Here is a 20934-nt window from a genome sequence, read left to right as displayed (position 1 = left end):
GGTGACGGTTGGGAACGCACCGACGATTGACAAATGCAAATACACGATCGCGATATTTGCGATCGCGCCGTTGGAGTAATCATGTAGGGTGCGTTCCCAGCGATCTATTATCGGTTAAGGCAGTTGGTGACGGTTGGGAACGCACCGACGATTGAGCAATGCAAATACACGATCGCGATACTTGCGATCGCCTGGGTTAGAATAATAGCAGTTTTGAGGTGATGGCGATGGGTATAGGGCGATCGCTCCTGAAATTGACCGTTGGTGGCGGCTGTCTGCTCGGTGGGATGGTATTTCCGCCGCTGCTTGCCGGAGAAGGGATTGCTTGGGGAGTCGTATTGGCGACGGTTGAGCCAGCGTCACGGCTGGGAACACGGCTAATGCGATCGATGCTTTAACGGAGGGAAAAGAGCGCGATCGGGTATCATTAGAGAATGAGGATCTGACCCGGGCTGTCGGAAAAGCGATCGCCGCCGATTAAACCTAGCCATCAAACTACTCACCAAAACCATGCTAAAAGAAGTTGATATAGATATTTGGGTTGCAGAACAGCCCTTCCGATATTTGGGACTCAGTGTCGGAAACAGGATGACGGTTATTCGATTGGCTAATCAAGAATTAGCCGTGATTTCTCCAATTCAATCTAGCGACAGACTTGTCAGCCAGCTAGGTGAACTGGGAGTTGTTAAGTATATTATTGCCCCTAACCTTTATCATTATTTATTTGCAGCTAATTTCAAATCTATTTATCCCCAGGCAACCTTTTGGGCTGCCCCTGGTTTAACCATTAAAAAACCAGATTTACCGATTGACCAGACCATCAGGGGCGATCGAGGTGAGTTATTACCTGGATTAGACTTTGTATTATTCGATGCCCTAAGAGTTTTGGGCTTAACGGGAATTGATTCACTTAATGAATGTGTGTTTTTTCATTCTGCAAGTCGCACTCTGATTTTGACAGATACAGCATTTAACTTTGATGAAACATTTCCAATTATGACACAACTTTCAGCTAGAGTGCTTGGAGGATATAAACAATTAAGTCTATCAATCCTGGAACGGATTGCCACAAATGAAAAAGAGCGAGTTAGACAATCGTTTGAACAAGTAATGTTATGGGATTTCGAGCGAGTTATTATGGCTCATGGAAGTATAATTGAGCGATATGGCAAAGAAAAATTCAAGAAAGGGTATGAATCTTTTTTGCGTTGAATCTAGCGTTTACCTTATCCTATATTCCACCACTATAAAACCTGATTTTTAGTCCCTAAATAAATGCACCGATAGCCTCTTGCAAGAACACTTCGCCAACCTAGAAATCCAGAAAGAGTGAAGCCACATCAAAGAAAACCCTTTCTCAAAGAAACCCGGTTTCTGGCAACTTGGCTATAATAGTCCTAGCCCCCTTAGCCCCTCCTCAACTTAAATCTGTTTAAGGATGAGTTGGCGTCAATCAGGTATAATTAGATATTAATCACAAATCAGAGGGATTCATGCTGAACATACAACTAGACCCCGAAACCGAAGCCCGTTTAGTGGAAATTTTAGCCAAGGAAAAAACGACCAGCGATGAATTGATTAAACGCTTGGTTAAAGAACGCTGGTTGAGTTTACAACCCCGCCAAACTATTGTCGAAAGATTGGGCGGACATCCTGAACATCTGTTAGAAGATGCGCCGCCTGATTTGTCCGAAAGGGCTAATCGCAAAAAGGCGATCGCTGACTATTTGAAAAAGAAACATCCTCAATACGATTTGCCATGACCCATTATCCTGTAATTCTGGTAGATAGTGGAATCTTGGTCGCTTACTACAGTGTTAAAGATCCCTATCATCAACAGGTGCGAGTCTTCTTTGAAAGATGTACCAGTAACCTAGTGACTACTGTTGGCTGTGCTACTGAGGTAATGTGGCTTTTAAGTTCTAATTGGCGAATACAAAATCTATTTTTAGAAGCCGTTGCCAAGGGGGTTTTTGAAACTATCCCACTGCTGCCTGAAGATTTTTCCCGCATTGCTGAACTGAATCAGCAATATGCAGATTTGCCTGGAGATTTTGCGGATTTGTCTCTAATTGCGATTTCGGAACGGCTGAATATTCCAGCTATTGCTACTTTAGATAGTGATTTTGATGTGTATCGGCGTTATCGAAACCGAGCTTTTGAACGGGCATTTATCCCTGAATCATAAAGTTATTTTTAGGGGGGACGATGATTTCTAGGAGTTAGTGATAAAACCTCAAATCAATACTTAAGTCATGATAACGGCACGAGGATGGAAGTTTTTAAAGAATTTGTTGTTTGCATCAAAAATACAGACCATGCCGCTTCCCTAGAAGTTCGCAAAATTTATCGGGTATTACCCGACTCTAAAGCCACCCAGCATGACTTGATTCGCGTTATCGATGAATCAGGGGAAGATTACTTGTATCCGAGTCGTTATTTTGTCCCGATCGCACTCTCGGAACCCTTGAAAAAAGCCCTGTAAACTTGTCTCTAATCCAAATACCCGGTTTCTTAACGCAACGATCGCACCAAATTGTTAAAATATATAAAGCACTATTGGAATCAATCCCGCCATGACCTATCATGTAATTTACGACGGCAATTGTAATTTGTGTACCACCCTGGTACAACTGCTGGAAAACCTCGATCGCGGCGATCGCTTTCGTTATATTCCCATGCAAGACGAAACCACATTACAGCAATTTGAAATTACGTCCGAAGACTGCGAAATGGGAATGATTCTGATCGATGCCGATCAACCGGAACGGCGGTGGCAGGGCAGCGACGCGGCGGAAGAAATCGGGCGGTTGTTGCCGGGGGGAGAAGTGTTTGTCGGCGCTTACCGGGCGATGCCGGGGCTGAAATGGGCGGGGGATCGCGTTTACGAACAAGTCCGGGACAACCGCTATCAACTCTTCGGAAAGCGATCGCAAACCTACCAATCCAACTACCCCAGTTGTTGCGGCAATTCCCCCTCCTAAATTGCCCGTTGTTAAGCTTCAGCGCCTCCCACACGGGTGATTTTCCAACTCCCAATTGAGGGTTCCAGCGCCATCCAATTCCACTTCCACCCCGACGGGTAAAACGGCGTTGCAGCCGTCGTGTCCGAAGGGGAGATCGGAAATAATGGGAATGCCGAGATCTCCGAGGCGATCGCGCAAAACTTCTTCCACTGAGAAATCGCTGCGTTCGCCCTCCGATTCCGCTGGGCTGAACCGCCCCAAAGCGATGCCGCGCACCCCCTCAAATGCCCCCGTCATCCGCCAGTAAGTCAACATTCGATCGATGCGGTAGGGCTCCTCATTGACATCCTCAAAGGCGAGGATCGCGCCCCTCAAATCGGGCTGGTGGGCGGTTCCCAGCAGGTACGTCGCCACCGTCAAATTTCCGGGAAATAGACGGCCCCTCACCCGTCCGCCGCCCCAACCTTTTCCCTGCAAGGGTTGCAATGGGCGACTTTCTAAATAGTCGAATAAACGCGCGATCGCCCAGTCCGGTTCCTGGGATAAAGTGGTCAAAACGGGGCCGTGAATGCCAACAATATTCTCTTGTTCAGATAACGCCCACAGTAAAGCCGTGATATCGGAAAATCCGAGCAAAAATTTGGGGTTGGGAGACGCCGGAATTTCGCATTTCGGCAACCCTTCCAGCAGCCGCGTCGCGCCGTAACCCCCGCGAGCACAGAGGATGCCGCAGATCTTCTCATCTTTAATGGCATCGATCAGTTGCGATCGCCGATCGCCATCTTTCCCCGCCAAATAGCCCCAATTTCTCTCCAAATTTGGATGCGGCGCGATCGCATATCCCCGCGATCGCCAAATGTTCAACCCCTGTTGCACGGGTTCGAGGTTCCGCAGCCTGCCGCTGGGGGCAATTACTTTTAAAGTCGGGTGGGTCATCGGTAAATTAACAGAAAATGCGATCTGAACTCCCCTCTCCCAAAGTTGGGAGAGGGGTCGGGGGTGAGGGCGAGAGCATCCCGACCTACTCCCGTTCGGGTTCATCGGGTGGCAAAATTGGCGGTTCTTCTGATACCGAAATATCCGGTATCGGCGGAATTTCGGCGGGTTCCAAAACCGCTTCCGCCCCCGCCCATTGATCTAAAATATCCTTCAAAATTGCCTCCTCAATCCAAGTTTTTGTCACCACCGCCAGGGGCAAAGCCAACACCAGTCCCGCCAACCCCAAAAACCGGGCAAAAAACAACTGTGCCACCAACGTCGCCGCCGGTAGGAGGGAGACTTGTTTTTGCATGATCATGGGGCTGAACCAGTAACTCTCCACATTCTGAATGACGATATAAAGGACAATTACCGCCAGCGCTTTCAAAGGGTTATCCAACAAAGCGACAGATACCGGAAAAATCACGCTTGCCGTGGGTCCGATATTGGGAACTAAATTAAAGATTCCGGCGAGGAGGGCGTGGGCGAGGACGAAGTTGATGCCCAACAGTAACAAGCCGATACCGCTGAGGGTGGCGATAAAGACGGAGTTGATCGCGATACCGCCCATCCACTGCAACAGGGCGATTTCACAGAGGGAAAAAATTTCGTCCGCCCGCCGGCGATAAAAGGAGGGAAACAGCCGCACCGCCACCCGCCGATAGGAGAGGGGATTCGCCAATAACATCAGGGTGAATACAACGATCAACAGCAGTTGTAATAGAATCCCGATGGAGGAGTTGAAAAAGGTGAAAAAGTTGCCGAGTATATTCTGCGCCAAGGGGCCGACTTGTCGGGCGAGTTGGGGGACGTTGGGCAGTTCCAAATTGATCTCCGGCATCCAACCGGGCGGGTTGTCGAGGTAGGCATCGATCCAGCGGATAAACTGTTCGTAACCGATCGGAACCAGTTGAATCAATTGCTCGAATTGATTCAAAAATGGGGGCATAACTAAACTAAAAAACAGAATCCCGAACAGTACCACGAGCGTCAGCGCCAGCATGACGGCTTTCCCCCGTTCGAGTCCGAATTTTTGCAGCCACCGCACCAAACTGTTGAGGGCGATCGCCAATACTATTGAGGTGAATAGCAACAGCAGGATTTGCCGAAATTGCCACAAAATCACCAGGGCGATCGCCAAACAAAATAACGCGACCCAATCTCCGAGTTTCACCGTTCAACCCCCCATTTTAAACAAAGTCAAAAGTCAACAGTCAAAAGTCCCGACTCCCGACTCCCTATTTTCTGTTCTCCGTCCAACAGGAACAGCCACACCGTCACGGCGAACCAGTGAAACAGGACGGGAGCCCACAGGGAACCCGTCAAACCGTAGGCGACGGTACAACTCAATCCCAGGAGTGTCGCCAAACTCAGGAATGGAAGTTTCACGAATGTCGGATAGCCTTTCCGATTGTAAGTCAAGGCGGCGAGGGGATGGTAAATGACGAATAAAAATAGGCTGAAAGCCGCCCAGAACAGCCAGGAAACCCAGGAAACTGCCTCTAAAGGGTGGGGGGTCAAAAATACCCGAAACACCACTTCTTCGAGCAGTGCGGGGGTGATGAACAGCAGTGCGATCGCACCCGCCAATTTCAAGGGCGGACGGCGGGAGGGATTCCAACGCAGGAACTTCATCGAAAATCCCAGTGGCAGGGCGATCGCGGCGTAAATAACCGACGTTCCAAATAATACCAGCCAATCCCAGCCCGTCATGGCAACCACCGCCATTCCCAGGCGGTTCAGGGGGATAGAAAGAATCGGAATTTGTCCGAACACCACCGTCGGCGCCATCGGCAAAATATCCGGGTCCCATCCCCCCACCTGGTTGGGGCGGACGAACCACAAACTCGCCCCGTGTTTGAGGAAAATTTCGCTCACCTCGTCGTGGGCCCGGCGTGGCATCATCGATCGCCAACTCAAAATCCCGTCGATAATACTCTGATTCGCGACAAACCCCTCGCGGTTGTCAACCCCTGCCAACTGTTCGGCATTTTGTTGCCAGTCGGGGCGGATTGTGCCTTGGGGGACGAGGAGATTTTTTAGGTCTTCCTCCAACGCCACCAACTCCTGAAATTGCCGGGTTTGGGGGTCGTCGGGGTGGGCTTCCAACCACTCCCGGATCTGGGGTGTCTCGTTGAAGCGGCGGCGGCTTTCGGCGATCGCAATAAATAACCCTTGGGAGGAATCTTGAACGCAGGAAGTCGATGGTGTGACGGGGGAAACGCCGCTGCCATCTCCCGTCCGATAGCGGGCCGTTATGACTTGTAATTGCCGCATCAATTCGTCGAGGGGGGAACCGGTCAAACCGTCGAAATTGTAGGTTCCGGTGAAGGCATCCAACTTGACAATCACATCGGAAACCGGCCGGGTTCCCAGCCATCCCCGCTGCATATTTCCCATATAATCCGCCCAAGATTGGGTTCCGGAGAGAATGCCGTTGGTGTTGTGGGCGTAAACCTGTTGATATTTGATTTGCAACTGCAATTCGCCGGTAATTGCGTCGCTGACAACTTCGGCAATTCCGTAGGAAAAATGTCCGGTGACGGTTCCGAAGGGCGCCCCTTCTCCCGCTTCGCCGCCGATGCCACCGAAGAGGTGGATTACTAATGCGCGATCGCCTTCTTTCCACTTTCCTAAAGCATCCGTCGGGGTGTCGGCTTCGGGATCGACGAGGACGGATTGAACGGTTCCTTTGCGGTTTTCGGTGCCGTACCAATTGGTCGATTCGATGTAGCTGCGTCCGTTTTCACCGCCCAAAATAATCAGATCCGGAACCGGGCGAAAGGCCGATCGCGGCTGCAATGCTTGAACCGTAAACATCCCGTCGGCATCCCTCGAACCGTAGACGTACCAGCCCTCATCGCCGGCTAAAGAATTTTCGATTTCGCGGGGGGTGGACATGAAACGTCCGTTGCGATCGCGGGGTTGTTGGGGGATGCGGATCGTGCCTTCCGGACCGTCGAAATTCCCCGTTTTGGGGTTGTAGTGGCGGACGCGAAAATATTGACTTGGACAGGGAGATTCGCCCGGACAATCTGGGGGGATGGCATCGGGGCGATCGCCATTTGTCAGCCCGAGAATTTTCACCAAACCGTACATTCTTCCGGTGACTTGAACGGGTTCGCGATCGACTTTTATAATGGCAGGATCGCCGCCTTCGATCGCCGCATTTTCAAAGGCGACGACGACATCATCTTGTGATCGGGCGCCGGCGAGGGACTGCAACGGCCCCACCTGGCGGCGTCCGTCGAGGCGGGTGGGGATGACGTTTCCGTTGCGATCGCTGCGTCGGGCCGCTTCCGTCAATTCCATGTCCGTGGTGACGAGCTCGACGTACCGTTTTAAATTGGGATTGTCAACCCAAGTCAACCGCACCACCCGCCCCACCAAATCGCGCTCTTTCTCCGGGGCGTGATACACCTCAAACCACGCCCAATCGGGGATTTTCGCCTCTTCTAATTGTTCCGATGTCGGCAGAATTAATCGCCCCACCCAATTGCCAGTCGGTTGATATAATGGGGAATTAATTTCAGTTTTAAGCGGAAAAAAACTGGGTTGATTAAAGGGCAAACTTTGGGACAGCGCGTAGCTGGAAGGGGTGGGTTCCTGGGCGTTTGCAGAAACCATCAATAGCAGCAGGAATGACCCCAAAATTAATCCGATCGTCTGCCGTTTGAGAAAGCGCTTGAGATGGCGGTGCGGGGACATTAATTTTATCCAGAAAATAGAACTTTGCTGTTAATCATGAATCGGAATCGAGGCGATCGGGGTCGATGCCCAAACGTCTCAATCGTTCGGCTAATTGTGCGGCTTTTTGCTCCGCTTGTGCCGCTTTTTGCTGGGCTGCGAACAGTTGTTCTTCCGGCGTCAAATAGCGTTGTCCGTTACTATCGTACCAATACAGCCATTCTCGGCGAATGCCTAGGTAGGTTGCCTCTTCCCGGCCGATGCCCAGATTGATTTCCGACAGCCAGACGGGTTCGCCCTCCAACAACCGATATTCGCCCGATTCTAACTGATACACTTCTAACCGGGGTTTCCTTTTGCGGAGGGGATTGTAAATGACATAATATAAAATGCCGAGTTGACGGTATTCTTCTTTCTTGCGGATGTATTCTCCCCGTCGTTTGTGGGAAACGACTTCCAACACCAAAGTCGGAACTTTTCGTTCTTCCCACAAAACGTAAGATAACCGCAAGTCAGAATCGACAATTCTCGGAACCCCCACACTCAGAAAACCGTCGGGAACGATCGCGGGTTCATCGGGGTCGTAATAAATGCCCATATCTACCCCGAAAAACCAATCCATCCGATCCGACCAAATGAACGCGAGAATGGCTTTGAGTAAGCCGGGAATTAAATCTTGTAATTCGTTATCCACTGGCGTATCGTCGGAGTCGGGCAAATCTTTCGCCGAAGGTAAGCCATCTGTGCGATCGTATTTTCTGGGATCGTATTTGAGTAACATGGTGTCCGAATCATCCCTTAACTGTATTTCGATCCTAGCAACATTCATCCGGTTCGGGGTTTACCGTTGACTCAACTCCTCCAACTGTTCAGCGAGGGATTCCCAGAAGGGTTCTTCGTCTCCCTCCCGGGTGGTATTCAATCCGGCGTGCAAGCCACCTTTCAAATCCTGATAATAACTGTCGTCCAAAAAGTTAATATCAATGCCCGCGATCGCCAGCCGCCGTTTGAAGTCTTCCTGGGTGTAATCCCGCCCGTCGATCAACGCGCCCCGGGGGTTTGAAACCAGCAATTTTCCATTCACAAATACCGAGTTGATCGGATTCGGCCACCAAGAATAACCCGTGTAACCGAACATCACCGGCACTTCCACAACTTGATCGTCATCGAGGTTGAATTCCCGTTTTAATTGATTGATCAAGGGTTCTATTTGTTCCCGGTGCAATTTCAAATTGTGCTGAATTAACAGTTCGTTATTGATCGCCGCCCGCACCGTCGTCTGGGTGCTCAAACCGCGATTGATCGCCGCCCCTTCGTACCCCTTTCTCGCCAGTTGCCGCAGCAAGTCAACCCCCGCTTCCGGACTGACGATCAACATCAGCGGTTCTCCCGACGGGGTGGGAATAAAGGTAATTAACTCGTCCACCTGGCGGGTGATCAACCAAGTCGTATCGATCGCGATCGGTTCCCCCTGCACCTTTTGAGCTTTCAGGAATTCCAAAACGTCGGGGTGCAAGGTTTCGTCCTCGGATTCCCCGTAGTAAATGCGCCCCATCGGATAGTCCGGCAGGGGTGGCGTGACGTTCAAATTGCCGTACCAATCCAGCCATTGATTGAGGGGGTCGAGTTGGCGGGGTTTGCCGATTTCAAACCATCCGAAATCCCGCTCCATCAACGATTTGGCGTAGTCCGTTCCCCCCTCTCGATTGCCCTTCAAACCGACGGGATAGCGGCGCAATTCTTCGGGTCCGGGAAACTGCACGTAACCGATTTCTGCGGTATCCTGCATCCAGGCGGTTTCCCCCGGGGTGACGCGGGTTTCGGTGCCGGTGGGCGCGACGGCTTCCTCCACCGCCGCCACGATTTCCCGGTTGGCGCCGCGATCGCTCATGTGGATTTCCGAAACGGGGGCAGTATTGGGCGACATGATCCACGGGGCGACACCCATTTGGATGACATCCGAGGCGATTTCCTGTCCGTCCCGGCGGGCGATCGCCTTCAAATTGATCAGCCCCGTCCAGTCGCCGGACGCGAACTGTTTTGCCTCAATTCCCAATATAATAGTCGGGCTAAATTTGAGGGGTTTGATGCCCGACAGATCGACGGGTTTCCAACCGCCGACGGTTTTTTGAAAAATATTGATATTGTCGCGGGCGGCTTCATCGACGGTGATGGCGAGTTCGGCATCTTTATACGCTTCGGAAACCTGGAAGTGAACTTGTGCCAAATCCGTCTCGTCGTATTCGCCGTTGACAATGCGATCTTGCCAGTCGGGGAGGTCGTCGCGATCGTCGTCGTCGTTGTTAAATAATACCAAAGGACCGGCCGACAGAGACCACTGCTTGGGGCGGATTTTATCCCCCTCATCGACGACGCCATCCCGGTTGGTGTCGCCGTAGAGGGCGAAGCCAGGAAATTGGGGTTCGGCGACGGCAAATTTGGCGATATCTCCGCTGGTGACTTTGGGGGCGACGTCCGGCTGGCTGGCGAGGGCTTTTTCGTAGGTGGCGATCGCCAAATATCCCTGATATTCGACAATTTTATCGATCGCCTGCGGGTGCAGCAAACTATCGGAGGGGATCTGTCGCAGGGCGTCGATCGCCCCCAGCCAAAGCTGTTGCGCCGCCTGCCAATCTTGCGAGGTGGGGGTAGGAGACTCTCCGACTTCCACCGCTTGATTGGCCAGTTCCCCCGCCCGCCGCCAGAGTTCCGAGGCCCGTTCCTCCGTGCGAATTCGCGCCTCCGTCTGCCGCAGGGCCTTCCGCCAACTCTCGTATTGTTGCAGTTGCAGTTCGTACTGCCAAGCCTCCGTCACCGCCGGATCGGGGGGGTCGGACACCTCGTCAAGTTTGGCTTGCAGGCGATCGCGCAGTTGGTACAGTTCGGCGAGGGACTGGGGGTTCTCCCGAACCGTTTCCAACCCCTCGGCGGGGGGGGAAGTCGCCCCGTATTCATCCAAAAGAATATCCGATTCCCAAATCCCGTATTCCACATTATCCTGAGTTTCGGGCGCCGACTGTGCCACGGCGGGGGGTGCCGGGACGAGAATGATCCCCACCACGACCCCCAACGTATCGATCAATGCCATCGCGACGTACCGCATCCACCCCATAGAGTCTCCTCAAGCGACGACATCGATTGTACCAGGGACGGGGAAGAATTAGGATGTCCGCTGCGGGGTATCGGGTGTCGGGAAGGAACCGGAGAAAGGTCAACATTTGTTTCCGATTCTCGACCTGCGCTTTTCCCCTCTCAAATCATCGCCTTCTCCCCGGTCATAAAAACCCGAAAGAAGGCGGCGGACAGTTGCGTGTAGGACGATGTGAATGCTGGGGATTTGAGGCGGTTATAAATCTCATTCAATTCGCAGTTTTCAGGCAGAAAGCAGCGGTTGTGAATCGGAGATCACTTGATCCAATTCATCGACAATTTCAAAAACGCGATCGAGTTGGGTGATCTCGAAGATCATGCGGGTGGCGCCGGACAGGTGGCAGAGGACGATGCGGCATCCCTGCTGTCGGGCGGTTTTCTGGGCGACGATCAGGGCGCCGAGTCCGGAACTGTCGATAAATTCGACCTCGCTCATATCGATGATCCAAAGGGGGAATTTTTGGCCAGCGATCGCCGAAATTTGCTGTTTTATATCCTGTCCTCCCAGGGAATCCAATTGATTTTGCGGCCGAATGACACAAAATTCTGAGACATTCATGATTATTACTCCTACTCGGGATCAGTTCTAAAAAAATTTGCGGTTAATTTACCATATTTCCGATCGGACGAGATCCGATCGGGAAAAGTTGCGGATATTTCCGGTTGGGTTCAAAGACGCCCATCAATTTTTCCGTCCGAGTTGAGGCGGCTGATGGACCGATTTTGGGTCTTCAAAGTCGATCGCCCCCGCTTCGAGATCTTCCACTCGTCCAGCATAGCCCACAATCCCGAAGGGATCGATTGTCCGCAGTCACCGACGGTGCCCGTTCGCGATCGCATCTCAGAAGGGTTCGGTTGTCGCCCCGCACCGGATCGGGTATCAATCCGACGATTGACACGATCCCGCGATACAAGCCAAGATAGTATAGATCTATAAAGCTTTGCAAAAAAATATGAAGGCGGCACTTCATGTCCTTTGAATTTGTATCACTGGAAACCATCCAAGCGATCGCGCAAGAATACGGCTACTGGGCCGTTTTCGGTGGCATCGCCCTAGAAAACGCCGGAATACCCCTCCCCGGAGAAACCATCACCCTGGTGGGGGGATTCCTGGCCGGAAGCGGAGAATTGGACTACTGGTGGGTGCTCGGCTGTGCGATCGCCGGGGCCATCCTGGGGGACAACTGCGGCTACTGGGTGGGCCGCTGGGGGGGCTGGCCCTTCCTGCGTCGCCTCGGCCAACTGTTCCGCATCAAAGAACAGCAACTTCTGGAAGTCAAGACCAAATTCAGCCAAAACGCGGCCAAAGCCGTCTTCCTGGGCCGTTTCGTCGCCCTGCTGCGGATTTTTGCCGGCCCCCTCGCCGGAATTGCCAAGATGCCCTACTGGAAATTCCTGCTGTGCAACGGGGCCGGGGCGGCGCTGTGGGCGTCGGTCATGGTCAGTCTAGCCTTTTTCGTGGGCGAAATCGTCCCCCTGGAAAAACTCGTGTCTTGGGTGGCCCAATTCGCGATCGTCGCCCTGCTGTTGGTCGTCGCCTGGGTCGCGATCCCGATGTGGTGGGAAGCGAGACAAGCCAAAGATATGTAAATTTGGGGCGAATAATCTGCGAAAATCTGCGAAATCTGCGGACAAAAATAGAAACCCAGTATCTTCGCCATCAAGAATGTTGGCGGCGAGTTATCCGCCGGTGGAGGAATTGCAAAATCGCGATCGCGACACCGACACTCGCGGCCAATCCCAGCCAGAAATTGTACACAATTTGGGGGGTTTGGTCGAGCGCCCACCCCCCCAGCGGCGGGCCGATCAAATACCCGATCGCCCAACATTGGGCGTTAAGGGACAGGTAAATTCCCCGCAGGGAATCCGGGGCGAGATCGGCCACCAAAGTAGCGGCGGCGGGGGTATAACTCACGGTCGCGATCGCCAAAATTCCCAGTCCCGAAATCGCCCATACCAGCGTCCCCGTCTTCAGCATTCCCGTCAATGCCACAACTAAAAATCCCATCCCCCACAGGATCGCCGACACGATCAGGGCGTGGGGACGGCTGAAGGGGTTCAACAGTCGGGCGACAGGCAGCAGCAGTAAAATTGAAATCGCCGTATATCCCGCAAATAGGGCGCTGATATTCCCCGCCGAAAAGTCCCGCGGCACGAAATTTTTCAGGTAGAGGGGGATGGTGCTGTGGATTTGGGACATATAAAAAGTGAACAGGATATTGACGACGATATAAATCAGCAACGTGCGATCGCCCAGGGCGACTCGCCAGCCGTTGGGGGAGTTTTCGGAACCCTCGGATTGGGAAGTCGTTTGGGGTTTGTAAGTTTCGGCGATCGCGGCGTAAATGACTCCGAAAAAGACCAGAAATGAGAGTGCGTCGATGATAAAAAGCGATCGGTAAGACCCCGTCGTGGAGATCACCACCCCGCCCATGATAATTCCCAACTGCAGGCCGATATTGTCCCCCAGGCGGGTGACGGCGTAGGCCTCATTTCGCGTCTTTCCCTCGGTCAGATCGGCCACCACCGCCTCCGTCGCGGGCCAGTACAGTCCGCTTCCCAATCCCATCAGCAGGTTTCCCGCCACCAGCATCGCAAAATTGCCGGTAAAAGCCAGCACGAAGGATGCACTCGCCGACACCAAAGCCGACAGCAGCAGCGTCCGCCGCCGTCCCCAGTCGGGGGAGTCGGAAAACGATCCCCCCAGCAGCCGCCCCACCATGCCGGAAATTTGGGCGCTTCCCAAGGCAATACCGACGGAGGTGGCGGAGAGCCCGACTTGATTGACGAAAAAAATCGGGGCGTAAAAGAGGGTGAATCCCGTCCCGGTTTGGGAGAGAAGCCGCCCCACCGCCAAAATCCACACCTGGCGATCGAGGTCGGGAAGCCAAGATAAGAGTCGATGTCGTCGCAATCTGATGTCTCCCGTGTCACCTGTGCGATCGTAGCATTATTTTTATTGGCGATCGGGTCAAATGGATGAGATGTCTCGATTTAACTATTGAATGATCGAAAAAGCAGATCGCGATCGCTCGGATTAAGATCTTGACATGATCAGCCAAAATTAAGATCATAATGCCTTGGGTCGGGATGTGGAAATCGTGGTGAAACCCAAGTCTTGCCCAGAAGCTCAAACACGAGTGGTTGGGCTGGGTTGACGATACGATCCACAATTGATTCAATATCGGCGAGGATGTCGCGCCTTTCCCCTACAATTGATCCGTCTGAAATTGATAAACTTTCAAAGGCGATGATCGGTTATCTGAGCGGAACGGTGGCGGGAATTTACAAAGCGGGAAATCGGGTGATTTTGCTGCTCGATGTCCAGGGGGTGGGGTACGAGGTGCAAATTGTACCCCGGATGCAGGGGACGTTGCCGCCGGTGGGGGAACCGCTGCAGGTGTTCACCCAGTTGCAGGTTCGGGACGATCGCATCGTTCTCTACGGCTTCTCCAGTTGGCCCCAGCGGGACCTGTTTGCCCAGTTGGTGGGTGTCAGCGGCATCGGGTCCCAACTGGCGATCGCATTATTGGATACCCTAGAATTGCACGATTTGGTCCAGGCGATCGTCGGCGGAAATACGGCGGTCCTCTCGAAAACGCCCGGTGTGGGGAAAAAGACGGCGGAACGCATCGCCCTGGAATTGAAGGCGAAGTTGTCCGAGTGGCGACAGCAGGCGGGACTGGAAACCGTAGCGACATCGCGGCTGACACCGGACCTTCAGGAAGAAGTGGAGATCACCTTATTGGCGTTGGGGTACACCGGATCGGAGGTGATGCAGGCGTTGGAGGCGATCGCAACTGAGGGCAAATTGACGGAAACAGATAGTGCCGAAATGTGGATCAAAGATGCGATCGCCTGGTTGAGTCGGTAGGGATCTCTAAAAATTTACCCTTCCCGGGCGACCATGAATAATTCCCGGGACTCTTGCCGAATCAAGCCATCAAATGCGGCATTTTGCAGGCGAATGAACGCATCAAAATCTTCTCGGCCGTATTTGGTGGTTTGCAAAAGCTGTTTCAATTTATTTTCCTGTTCGACGGTCAAATAACCGTTTTTTAGCGTCCTGGTGACGAGATCGCATATGACACCCATAAAATCAGTTCTCCCACTTTTTACTGAATGATAACAAAAGGTTTTTTTGCAGACTGCAGGGCATAAAAAAATGCTGTTATGTCGTTTTTCTGGTTGTCTCCATTCGTGAAGAATCGAAGCGAAAGACACATCAGTTTAGGGCTAAAATACGGGCAGATTAACCATCTAAAATTGACCGAATTCGGAACTGCACATCCCGGATTTTTATACCGTTAAGGATTCATTTTTGTTCGGATTGGGTCTGCCGATAATCGTCAAACCTTTTGTTCCATACCCTTCTTGACTTCTCCCCGGTAAAGACGACAACATCCTACATTTTAGCACGGAATTTTAATCGGCCCCGTTGGAGACGGATCGACCGATTTAGATTCGTTCAATTTTCGGAATAATTCTGAGGAAAAATCCCTCCGATACCGAATCCTTCAGTCCGTCCCGGGGGACAATTCATTGCGGTCGAGATACTGCCGCCAAAACTGACAGGCAGAATAGGCGAGGGTGACGACCCCGATCGCGATCGCCCCCTCGTCCACCTCGAATTTGGGGTGGTGCAGGGAATAGTTGGGTAGGTCCGGGCGTCCGACCCCGAGGCGGAACATCACCCCCGGGGCGTGATTCAAATACACAGAAAAATCCTCGGCGCCGAGGGAAGGTTCGGGGAGAATTTCGACGCTATCATTCCCCCAGGCTTCCCGCACCGACGCCTCGATCAACTGCGTCAAAGCCGGATCATTCTGCACCGAGGGCACGCACCGCCGATACTGCATCTCATAGCGGGCGCCGTACATCTGGCAGACGCCGGCGACGATATTTTCGATCCACTCGGGGAGGGTTTCGTGGGTGTCCGGGTGGAGCGATCGCACCGTCCCCGACAATTTTACCCGGTCCGCGATCACGTTGGGCGCCCGCCCCCCGGAAATTTGCCCGATCGTCAAAACCACGGGTCTGAGGGGATTGTGGGTGCGGCCGATCGCCTGTTGTAAAGTCGTGATCACCTGGGCGGCGATCCAGATAGCATCCTTCGCCTCATGGGGGCGGGCGCCGTGCCCCGACTCGCCGACAATCGTCACTTCCAAATCGTCCGCCGCCGCCGTAAAGGCCCCGGTTCGGATGCCGATCCGCCCCACCTGAATGGACGGGAAAACGTGGAGCCCGAAAATTGACCTCACGTCCTCCATCACCCCGTCCTCCACCATCCAGGTGGAACCCCGGGCAATTTCCTCGGCGGGTTGGAAGATGAACCGCATCGGGCCGGGGAGCCGCTCCTGCAGGCGCGATAAAACCATCGCCGTCCCCAAACCGACCGTGGCATGGAGGTCGTGCCCGCAGGCGTGCATGATGCCGGGACGGCGGGAGGCGTAGTCCAAGTTGGTGAGTTCTTGGATGGGGAGGGCGTCCATGTCCGTGCGGATGGCCAACCAGTCCGCGATCGTCGCGTCGTCGCCCTTGAGTTCCCCCACGACTCCCGTTTTTCCCACCGCCTCCCGGACGTGCAAACCGCAGGAAGACAGCACCCCCGCGACATAGGCGGCGGTCTGATATTCTTGGCCGCTGAGTTCCGGGTGGGCGTGGAGGTGGCGGCGGATTTCCACCAGGCGGGGGAGAAAAGAGTCGGTCAGTTCTTTGATCTGGGTGAGGATCGAGGTTTGGTGTTGAGTCATTGGTGATGATGTCGAGTTCGTCGTCAACCCGTCGGGGTTGGCCGGCGGCGCATTTCAAAGAGTCTATCTTCCACTATAGGCAGATAGGCAGAATTGAGAACTCTCGAATCCAGGAAATGGGGAATCTAAAATCTAAAGTCTAAAATTCCCCACACCCCAATCAACGATTGGCCAAAATACACCCGCTGCGGGGGGGCAGAATAAACTCGACGTGGGTTTGGGTACCCACCTCCATCCAGCGGGCGGTGCAGGTTCCGTAAACCATCCGCTCGGGTTTGGTGGCGAGTTGGGAAACCGGGATGCTGATTTGGACGGATTCCAAACCGCTGTTGAGGGCGATAATGAGTTCCTCCCCGTCCAAAATGCGGGCGAAAATGTAAACCATCCCCGCCGCGAAAAGAATTTCATAGGAACCGGTTCTCAAAGCCGGATATTGGTGGCGAATTGCGATCAGCCGCTTGTGGTAGTCGAGGGTTTCCATATCCCACCGTTCTTTGGGCGGGAAGCCGCGCCGCGAGTCGGGGTCGAATTCTCCTTCCAAACCGATTTCGTCGCCGTAGTAGATGCTCGGGGCGCCCGGAAAGGTGAACAGCAGCAGGGTGGCGAGTTTTACGCTGTCTTTGTCTCCCCCGACGATGCTGATCAGTCGGGCGACGTCGTGGCTGTTGAGGAGGTTGAGTTGGGCGAGTTGGATTTCCCAGGGGTAGAGGGCGAGGAGTTCCCGCATTTTGTTGCCGTATGCTTCGGCGTCCAGGGGGGGATAGGGGAAGTAGGAGGGGCCCTCCACCAGGTCCATCCGCACCCGATCGCCCGCCGTAAATGCGATCGTCGGTCCGGTGAATAGATAATTCATCACCCCGTCGAATTGCGTCCCGTCGAGCCACTCTCGGGCGTCGGTCCACACTTCCCCGACGATGTAGGCTTCGGGGTTGCGGGCTTTGACGCGATCGCGGAATTCCTGCCAAAATCCGGGGGTTTCGATTTCGTAGGCGACATCCAACCGCCAGCCGTCGATGCCGAAGTCGAGCCAATATTCGGCGATTTCCATGATGTATTCCCGCACGTCGGGGTTGTCGTGGTTGAACTCCGGCAGGGCGCGATTTCCCACCCATCCGACGTAGTTGGCGGGTTTCTCGCCGTCGTAGGCGGACAGGGGCCATTTTTGAACTTTGAACCAGTCCAGCCAGGGGGAGTAGGGCCCGTTTTCGAGGATGTCGTTGAAAAAGAAAAATCCCCGACTGGCGTGGTTGAATACGCCGTCGAGGACGATTTTGATATTGCGATCGTGGGCGGCGTCGAGCAGTTCCCGCAGGGCCGGATTTCCCCCCAAAATCGGATCGACTTGATAGTAATCGTGGGTGTGGTAGCGGTGGTTGCTGGCGGATTGGAAAATCGGGGTGAAGTAGATGGCGTCAATTCCCAAGTCCTGCAGGTAGTCCAGTTGTTCGATCGCGCCCCACAGGTTCCCCCCCTTGTAACCCTGGAGGGTGGGGGGCAGTTCCCACGCTTCCCAGTTGGGGGAGGTGAAGAGTTGCTTTCGGGGTTTCTGGTTTTGGGCGAAACGGTCTGGGAAAATTTGATAAAAGACAGAATGCTTGACCCAATCGGGGGTTTGAATGTCCATCGGTGGCTTTCCTGAGTCCTCCACACTTATAGTACAGGGGTGTCGGGTGTGTGGAATCATACCGTGGGGGCAGGCGTCCCCGGTTGCCGGCCAATATCCTGCAATATCGTGGGGGCAACCTTATAGGGTTGCCGCCAATCCCCTGCAATGCCACCAATCCGATCCCCCTAAATCCCCCTTGACAAGGGGGACTTAAATTTAACTCCCGTACCTCACCGAATTGAAAATTGCTGTACTGTTGAAATTAGTGAATATATGAGCGCGATACCTGCAAGATTATGACTTTACCCCATCAGAAAACTCAATCGATCCGTATACAGATTGATGAGGAGCAGCTCGATCTCATCGATCGCGCCGCCCAATGGCAAGGGAAAACCCGTATTGATTTTATTTTGGATGCGGCTACGGCGGCGGCTCAAGAGGCTTTCCTCGATCGCCAAATGTTTTTCCTGGGCGATCGCCAATGGGAAGCGTTTCAAGCTGCTTTGGATGCGGAACCCGTCCCGAATGAGGGGTTGCAAAAAACGGCAAATTTTAAAGCGCCGTGGGAATAAAAGATAATGCCAGGGGTGAGACGATCGCTCACTCGGGCGGATAAACGCGATCGATTTCGTCCGCCAACCAAGTTCCAAAATCGTGCAAAAAATCGCCGATCGCTTGAGAATCGTCGGTGGGTTCGATCGCCCAAGTTAGAGCCCGATACATTGTCGATTGTCGCGACGGATAAGATTCGACAAAAATCTGATAACAGGGATATAAATCGCGGGTGTAGCACTGTTTTTTCTCCATGACGATTTCAAAGCCCGATCGCACGATCCGTTTCGCGATCCACTGACAGATTTTTTGAGTGTAGGCACTGCGTTCTTCCGGGGGCATTTGGGGGACGCGATTCGACAGGTCGGACATGACTTGTCGGATATCGTCTCGGAGGTCGAAAGCGTGGCTGACGGCATCGATATCGGGTTTGAATTTGGGGAGATGTTCGGATATATCTTCCCCCCAGATACAGGCGGACTGGGTGGCGATGAGCATCCGCAGTCCCCAATAGCCATCGTCGGAACAATCCAAGAGGCGATCGCGGGAAATGGCGGACAATTCCACGCCTTTACAAAAGGGATATCGGAGCGTTATTTCTCGATTGAAACAATCGAACCAACTGCGATCGCACTGTTGATAATCTCCCGAAACTACGGCAAAACTATCGACATCGGAAACGCCCAAAATCGCCTGTCCGGCGGCGACGGAGCCACGAATATAAATACTGCGAACGCGATCGCCCCAGTGAATGCGATAAGCTCTGGTAATCTCATCGATAAGCGATCGCCAGGGGGAAACAATTTGATGGGGACTGGCTCGGCGGACGATAAATCCCCGCGCATCGACCGGTAAAGTAGAGCCAATTTTGACAACTCGATTCACGACTGAAACTCATTACAACCCTTTGAAAACCAATTCTACCATCGGAAAATGACAAAAATATGAACGGAGAACATTTCCCCGTCAATTCTCAGCCGCCACCGTCCGAGTCCCGGTCATTTTTCAGTCATCATTTGGGTTTATCATTCCGTTCAACCCAATTTATACAGTTAAATGATCGTGAAATATACGGCTGCACTACTGATCGCCTCTACCATTTTAACCGGCGGTCATCCCCCCATTCAAGCCCAGACTCCCATCGGGAATTTGCAGCGTCATTCGGGCGTGAGCATTTACGGGACGGTTCGCAGCGTCGTCGGCAATGAATTTATTTTGGATGACGGAACCGGACAAATCATCGTCGATGCGGGGCCGCGTTGGTATCACCAAATCTCGCTGCGAGAAGGGGAAAAGGTGAAGGTCGTCGGCGAATACGACGACTATGATTTCGATGCCTACAGTATCACCCGCGATAACGGAGAAGTGATCCGGATTCGCAATGCGGAAGGACCCCCACCTTGGGCGGGCGGACGGAGGGGACGCGATCGCGATTGACAGTCATTAAAAATTGAAATGGATGTGATAGAATAACTGAATAATCATAACAGAGCCGATTTGCGATCGCCCAAACGGGTATTGCGATCGGGCGCGACCTGCCGATTTATTCGACTGTCAAAAATGCGGATTTTGCTAGTAGAAGACGATCCGGAACAACTCGAACCCCTCCACGCCGCCCTGACGCGATCGGGACACATTGTCGATGCCGTCGAAGATGGAATCAACGCCCGCTGGCTGATAGGTGAAAAAGACTACGACCTGCTGATTTTGGACTGGATGTTGCCCGGAGAAGACGGGATCATTTTGTGTCGGCACTATCGAAAAATGGGGAAATCCTCCCCCGTCCTGATGCTGACTGCGAAGGATACCACGACGGATAAAGTGACGGGACTCGACGCCGGGGCGGACGATTATTTGGTGAAACCCGTGGACTTGGAAGAATTGCTGGCGAGGGTGCGGGCACTGCGGCGGCGATCGCCCCTTTGGTGCGGTGATTCCTTGGAAGTGAACGGGTTATTGTTGTACCTCGATACCATGTGTTTGGAGTGGAACGACCAACAATTAAAATTGAAAAGTCGCGACTTTCAACTTCTCGAATATCTGATGCGACATCCCCGGCAGGTACTCACCCGCGACCAGATCGAACAAGCCCTTTGGGAGTGGGGAGAAGAACCGGAAAGCAACGCCGTCGTCGCCCGAGTCAAACGGCTGCGTCAACGGCTGCGGGAGTTGGGAATCGACACTTGGATCGAGACAGTTTACGGCACGGGTTATCGCCTGGAACCCCCCTCTTTATAAGAAA

At 53.2% G+C, this 20934-nt stretch carries 21 protein-coding genes; 10 read left to right on the top strand and 11 right to left on the bottom strand.

What is annotated here, in order from left to right:
• Nucleotides 1-510: 510 nt before the first annotated feature.
• From AC0QHF_RS07025 to AC0QHF_RS07005, 5 genes are all read left to right on the top strand, one after another.
• A complete protein-coding gene (locus tag AC0QHF_RS07025; RefSeq protein ID WP_324703484.1) occupies nt 511-1212 on the top strand; it encodes a DUF4336 domain-containing protein in 702 nt (233 codons plus the stop codon).
• Between the two features lie 281 nt (nt 1213-1493).
• Entirely contained in the window at nt 1494-1763 is a 270-nt protein-coding gene (locus AC0QHF_RS07020) for a hypothetical protein (protein WP_324703483.1), read from the top strand.
• Nucleotides 1760-2188, top strand: a complete 429-nt coding sequence (locus tag AC0QHF_RS07015; RefSeq protein ID WP_324703482.1) for a type II toxin-antitoxin system VapC family toxin — start codon at nt 1760-1762, stop codon at nt 2186-2188. Before AC0QHF_RS07020 ends, AC0QHF_RS07015 begins: the two co-directional genes overlap by 4 nt.
• Before the next feature lie 84 nt (nt 2189-2272).
• A complete protein-coding gene (locus tag AC0QHF_RS07010) occupies nt 2273-2485 on the top strand; it encodes a hypothetical protein (protein ID WP_324703481.1) in 213 nt (70 codons plus the stop codon).
• A gap of 91 nt (nt 2486-2576) precedes the next feature.
• Complete coding sequence (locus AC0QHF_RS07005; RefSeq protein WP_324703480.1) at nt 2577-2984, top strand: thiol-disulfide oxidoreductase DCC family protein; 408 nt, start codon at nt 2577-2579, stop codon at nt 2982-2984.
• Nucleotides 2985-3002: 18 nt separating this feature from the next.
• On the opposite strand, the gene AC0QHF_RS07000 is transcribed toward AC0QHF_RS07005, so the two are convergent.
• From AC0QHF_RS07000 to AC0QHF_RS06975, 6 genes are all read right to left on the bottom strand, one after another.
• Nucleotides 3003-3902 carry a S66 peptidase family protein gene (locus AC0QHF_RS07000; RefSeq protein ID WP_324703479.1) on the bottom strand — a complete coding sequence of 300 codons (900 nt, stop codon included), beginning with the start codon at nt 3900-3902 and terminating at the stop codon, nt 3003-3005.
• Nucleotides 3903-3987: 85 nt separating this feature from the next.
• Nucleotides 3988-5118, bottom strand: coding sequence for an AI-2E family transporter (locus AC0QHF_RS06995; protein WP_324703478.1), 1131 nt, complete (start codon nt 5116-5118; stop codon nt 3988-3990).
• Between the two features lie 26 nt (nt 5119-5144).
• Entirely contained in the window at nt 5145-7652 is a 2508-nt protein-coding gene (locus AC0QHF_RS06990; RefSeq protein WP_324703477.1) for a CPBP family glutamic-type intramembrane protease, read from the bottom strand.
• Between the two features lie 34 nt (nt 7653-7686).
• Nucleotides 7687-8412, bottom strand: a complete 726-nt coding sequence (locus AC0QHF_RS06985) for a Uma2 family endonuclease (protein ID WP_324703476.1) — start codon at nt 8410-8412, stop codon at nt 7687-7689.
• Nucleotides 8413-8472: 60 nt separating this feature from the next.
• Nucleotides 8473-10743: a protein-arginine deiminase family protein gene (locus AC0QHF_RS06980; RefSeq protein WP_324703475.1), complete on the bottom strand. Its 2271-nt coding sequence runs from the start codon at nt 10741-10743 to the stop codon at nt 8473-8475.
• Between the two features lie 261 nt (nt 10744-11004).
• Entirely contained in the window at nt 11005-11340 is a 336-nt protein-coding gene (locus tag AC0QHF_RS06975; RefSeq protein ID WP_324703474.1) for an STAS domain-containing protein, read from the bottom strand.
• A 410-nt stretch (nt 11341-11750) separates the two neighbouring features.
• Here AC0QHF_RS06975 and AC0QHF_RS06970 point away from each other — a divergent pair, with 410 nt between their 5' ends.
• Nucleotides 11751-12371 (top strand): DedA family protein, encoded by a 621-nt coding sequence (locus AC0QHF_RS06970; RefSeq protein WP_324703473.1) that lies wholly within the window; start codon nt 11751-11753, stop codon nt 12369-12371.
• Nucleotides 12372-12441: 70 nt separating this feature from the next.
• On the opposite strand, the gene AC0QHF_RS06965 is transcribed toward AC0QHF_RS06970, so the two are convergent.
• Nucleotides 12442-13695 (bottom strand): MFS transporter, encoded by a 1254-nt coding sequence (locus AC0QHF_RS06965; protein WP_324703472.1) that lies wholly within the window; start codon nt 13693-13695, stop codon nt 12442-12444.
• Nucleotides 13696-14031: 336 nt separating this feature from the next.
• Here AC0QHF_RS06965 and ruvA point away from each other — a divergent pair, with 336 nt between their 5' ends.
• Nucleotides 14032-14655, top strand: coding sequence for a Holliday junction branch migration protein RuvA (gene ruvA / locus AC0QHF_RS06960; RefSeq protein WP_324703471.1), 624 nt, complete (start codon nt 14032-14034; stop codon nt 14653-14655).
• 14 nt (nt 14656-14669) lie between these two features.
• On the opposite strand, the gene AC0QHF_RS06955 is transcribed toward ruvA, so the two are convergent.
• From AC0QHF_RS06955 to AC0QHF_RS06945, 3 genes are all read right to left on the bottom strand, one after another.
• Complete coding sequence (locus AC0QHF_RS06955) at nt 14670-14876, bottom strand: hypothetical protein (protein WP_324703470.1); 207 nt, start codon at nt 14874-14876, stop codon at nt 14670-14672.
• A gap of 422 nt (nt 14877-15298) precedes the next feature.
• Nucleotides 15299-16534, bottom strand: a complete 1236-nt coding sequence (locus AC0QHF_RS06950) for a M20 family metallopeptidase (protein WP_324703469.1) — start codon at nt 16532-16534, stop codon at nt 15299-15301.
• Between the two features lie 160 nt (nt 16535-16694).
• Nucleotides 16695-18158: a glycoside hydrolase family 13 protein gene (locus tag AC0QHF_RS06945; protein WP_324703468.1), complete on the bottom strand. Its 1464-nt coding sequence runs from the start codon at nt 18156-18158 to the stop codon at nt 16695-16697.
• A 278-nt stretch (nt 18159-18436) separates the two neighbouring features.
• Between AC0QHF_RS06945 and AC0QHF_RS06940 the strand changes: the two genes are divergently transcribed.
• Nucleotides 18437-18712 carry a type II toxin-antitoxin system TacA family antitoxin gene (locus AC0QHF_RS06940; protein ID WP_324703467.1) on the top strand — a complete coding sequence of 92 codons (276 nt, stop codon included), beginning with the start codon at nt 18437-18439 and terminating at the stop codon, nt 18710-18712.
• A 28-nt stretch (nt 18713-18740) separates the two neighbouring features.
• Here the strand turns inward: AC0QHF_RS06940 and AC0QHF_RS06935 are convergent, their stop codons facing one another.
• On the bottom strand, nt 18741-19577 hold the full coding sequence (locus tag AC0QHF_RS06935; RefSeq protein WP_324703466.1) for a nucleotidyltransferase: 837 nt from the start codon (nt 19575-19577) through the stop codon (nt 18741-18743).
• 171 nt (nt 19578-19748) lie between these two features.
• Here AC0QHF_RS06935 and AC0QHF_RS06930 point away from each other — a divergent pair, with 171 nt between their 5' ends.
• Together AC0QHF_RS06930 and rppA are read left to right on the top strand one after the other, a co-directional pair.
• Entirely contained in the window at nt 19749-20129 is a 381-nt protein-coding gene (locus AC0QHF_RS06930) for a DNA-binding protein (protein ID WP_324703465.1), read from the top strand.
• Between the two features lie 123 nt (nt 20130-20252).
• A complete protein-coding gene (rppA, locus tag AC0QHF_RS06925; RefSeq protein WP_324703464.1) occupies nt 20253-20930 on the top strand; it encodes a two-component system response regulator RppA in 678 nt (225 codons plus the stop codon).
• The last annotated feature ends 4 nt before the right edge of the window (nt 20931-20934 follow it).

The organism is Lyngbya sp. CCY1209 (genome assembly GCF_055795065.1).
Note: the sequence above shows the minus strand (reverse complement) of the source record. Positions and strands in the feature narration are given on the sequence as shown.

What these genes read in the sequence shown, in the direction of transcription:
- rppA (WP_324703464.1), top strand. Translation starts at nt 20,253, where the DNA reads ATGCGGATTTTGCTAGTAGAAGACGATCCGGAACAACTCGAACCCCTC.
- AC0QHF_RS06955 (WP_324703470.1), bottom strand. Translation starts at nt 14,876, where the DNA reads ATGGGTGTCATATGCGATCTCGTCACCAGGACGCTAAAAAACGGTTAT.
- AC0QHF_RS06970 (WP_324703473.1), top strand. Translation starts at nt 11,751, where the DNA reads ATGTCCTTTGAATTTGTATCACTGGAAACCATCCAAGCGATCGCGCAA.
- AC0QHF_RS06940 (WP_324703467.1), top strand. Translation starts at nt 18,437, where the DNA reads ATGACTTTACCCCATCAGAAAACTCAATCGATCCGTATACAGATTGAT.
- AC0QHF_RS07025 (WP_324703484.1), top strand. Translation starts at nt 511, where the DNA reads ATGCTAAAAGAAGTTGATATAGATATTTGGGTTGCAGAACAGCCCTTC.
- AC0QHF_RS07005 (WP_324703480.1), top strand. Translation starts at nt 2,577, where the DNA reads ATGACCTATCATGTAATTTACGACGGCAATTGTAATTTGTGTACCACC.
- AC0QHF_RS07000 (WP_324703479.1), bottom strand. Translation starts at nt 3,902, where the DNA reads ATGACCCACCCGACTTTAAAAGTAATTGCCCCCAGCGGCAGGCTGCGG.
- AC0QHF_RS07010 (WP_324703481.1), top strand. Translation starts at nt 2,273, where the DNA reads ATGGAAGTTTTTAAAGAATTTGTTGTTTGCATCAAAAATACAGACCAT.
- AC0QHF_RS06980 (WP_324703475.1), bottom strand. Translation starts at nt 10,743, where the DNA reads ATGGGGTGGATGCGGTACGTCGCGATGGCATTGATCGATACGTTGGGG.
- AC0QHF_RS06950 (WP_324703469.1), bottom strand. Translation starts at nt 16,534, where the DNA reads ATGACTCAACACCAAACCTCGATCCTCACCCAGATCAAAGAACTGACC.
- AC0QHF_RS07015 (WP_324703482.1), top strand. Translation starts at nt 1,760, where the DNA reads ATGACCCATTATCCTGTAATTCTGGTAGATAGTGGAATCTTGGTCGCT.
- AC0QHF_RS06975 (WP_324703474.1), bottom strand. Translation starts at nt 11,340, where the DNA reads ATGAATGTCTCAGAATTTTGTGTCATTCGGCCGCAAAATCAATTGGAT.
- AC0QHF_RS06990 (WP_324703477.1), bottom strand. Translation starts at nt 7,652, where the DNA reads ATGTCCCCGCACCGCCATCTCAAGCGCTTTCTCAAACGGCAGACGATC.
- ruvA (WP_324703471.1), top strand. Translation starts at nt 14,032, where the DNA reads ATGATCGGTTATCTGAGCGGAACGGTGGCGGGAATTTACAAAGCGGGA.
- AC0QHF_RS07020 (WP_324703483.1), top strand. Translation starts at nt 1,494, where the DNA reads ATGCTGAACATACAACTAGACCCCGAAACCGAAGCCCGTTTAGTGGAA.
- AC0QHF_RS06985 (WP_324703476.1), bottom strand. Translation starts at nt 8,412, where the DNA reads ATGTTACTCAAATACGATCCCAGAAAATACGATCGCACAGATGGCTTA.
- AC0QHF_RS06930 (WP_324703465.1), top strand. Translation starts at nt 19,749, where the DNA reads ATGATCGTGAAATATACGGCTGCACTACTGATCGCCTCTACCATTTTA.
- AC0QHF_RS06945 (WP_324703468.1), bottom strand. Translation starts at nt 18,158, where the DNA reads ATGGACATTCAAACCCCCGATTGGGTCAAGCATTCTGTCTTTTATCAA.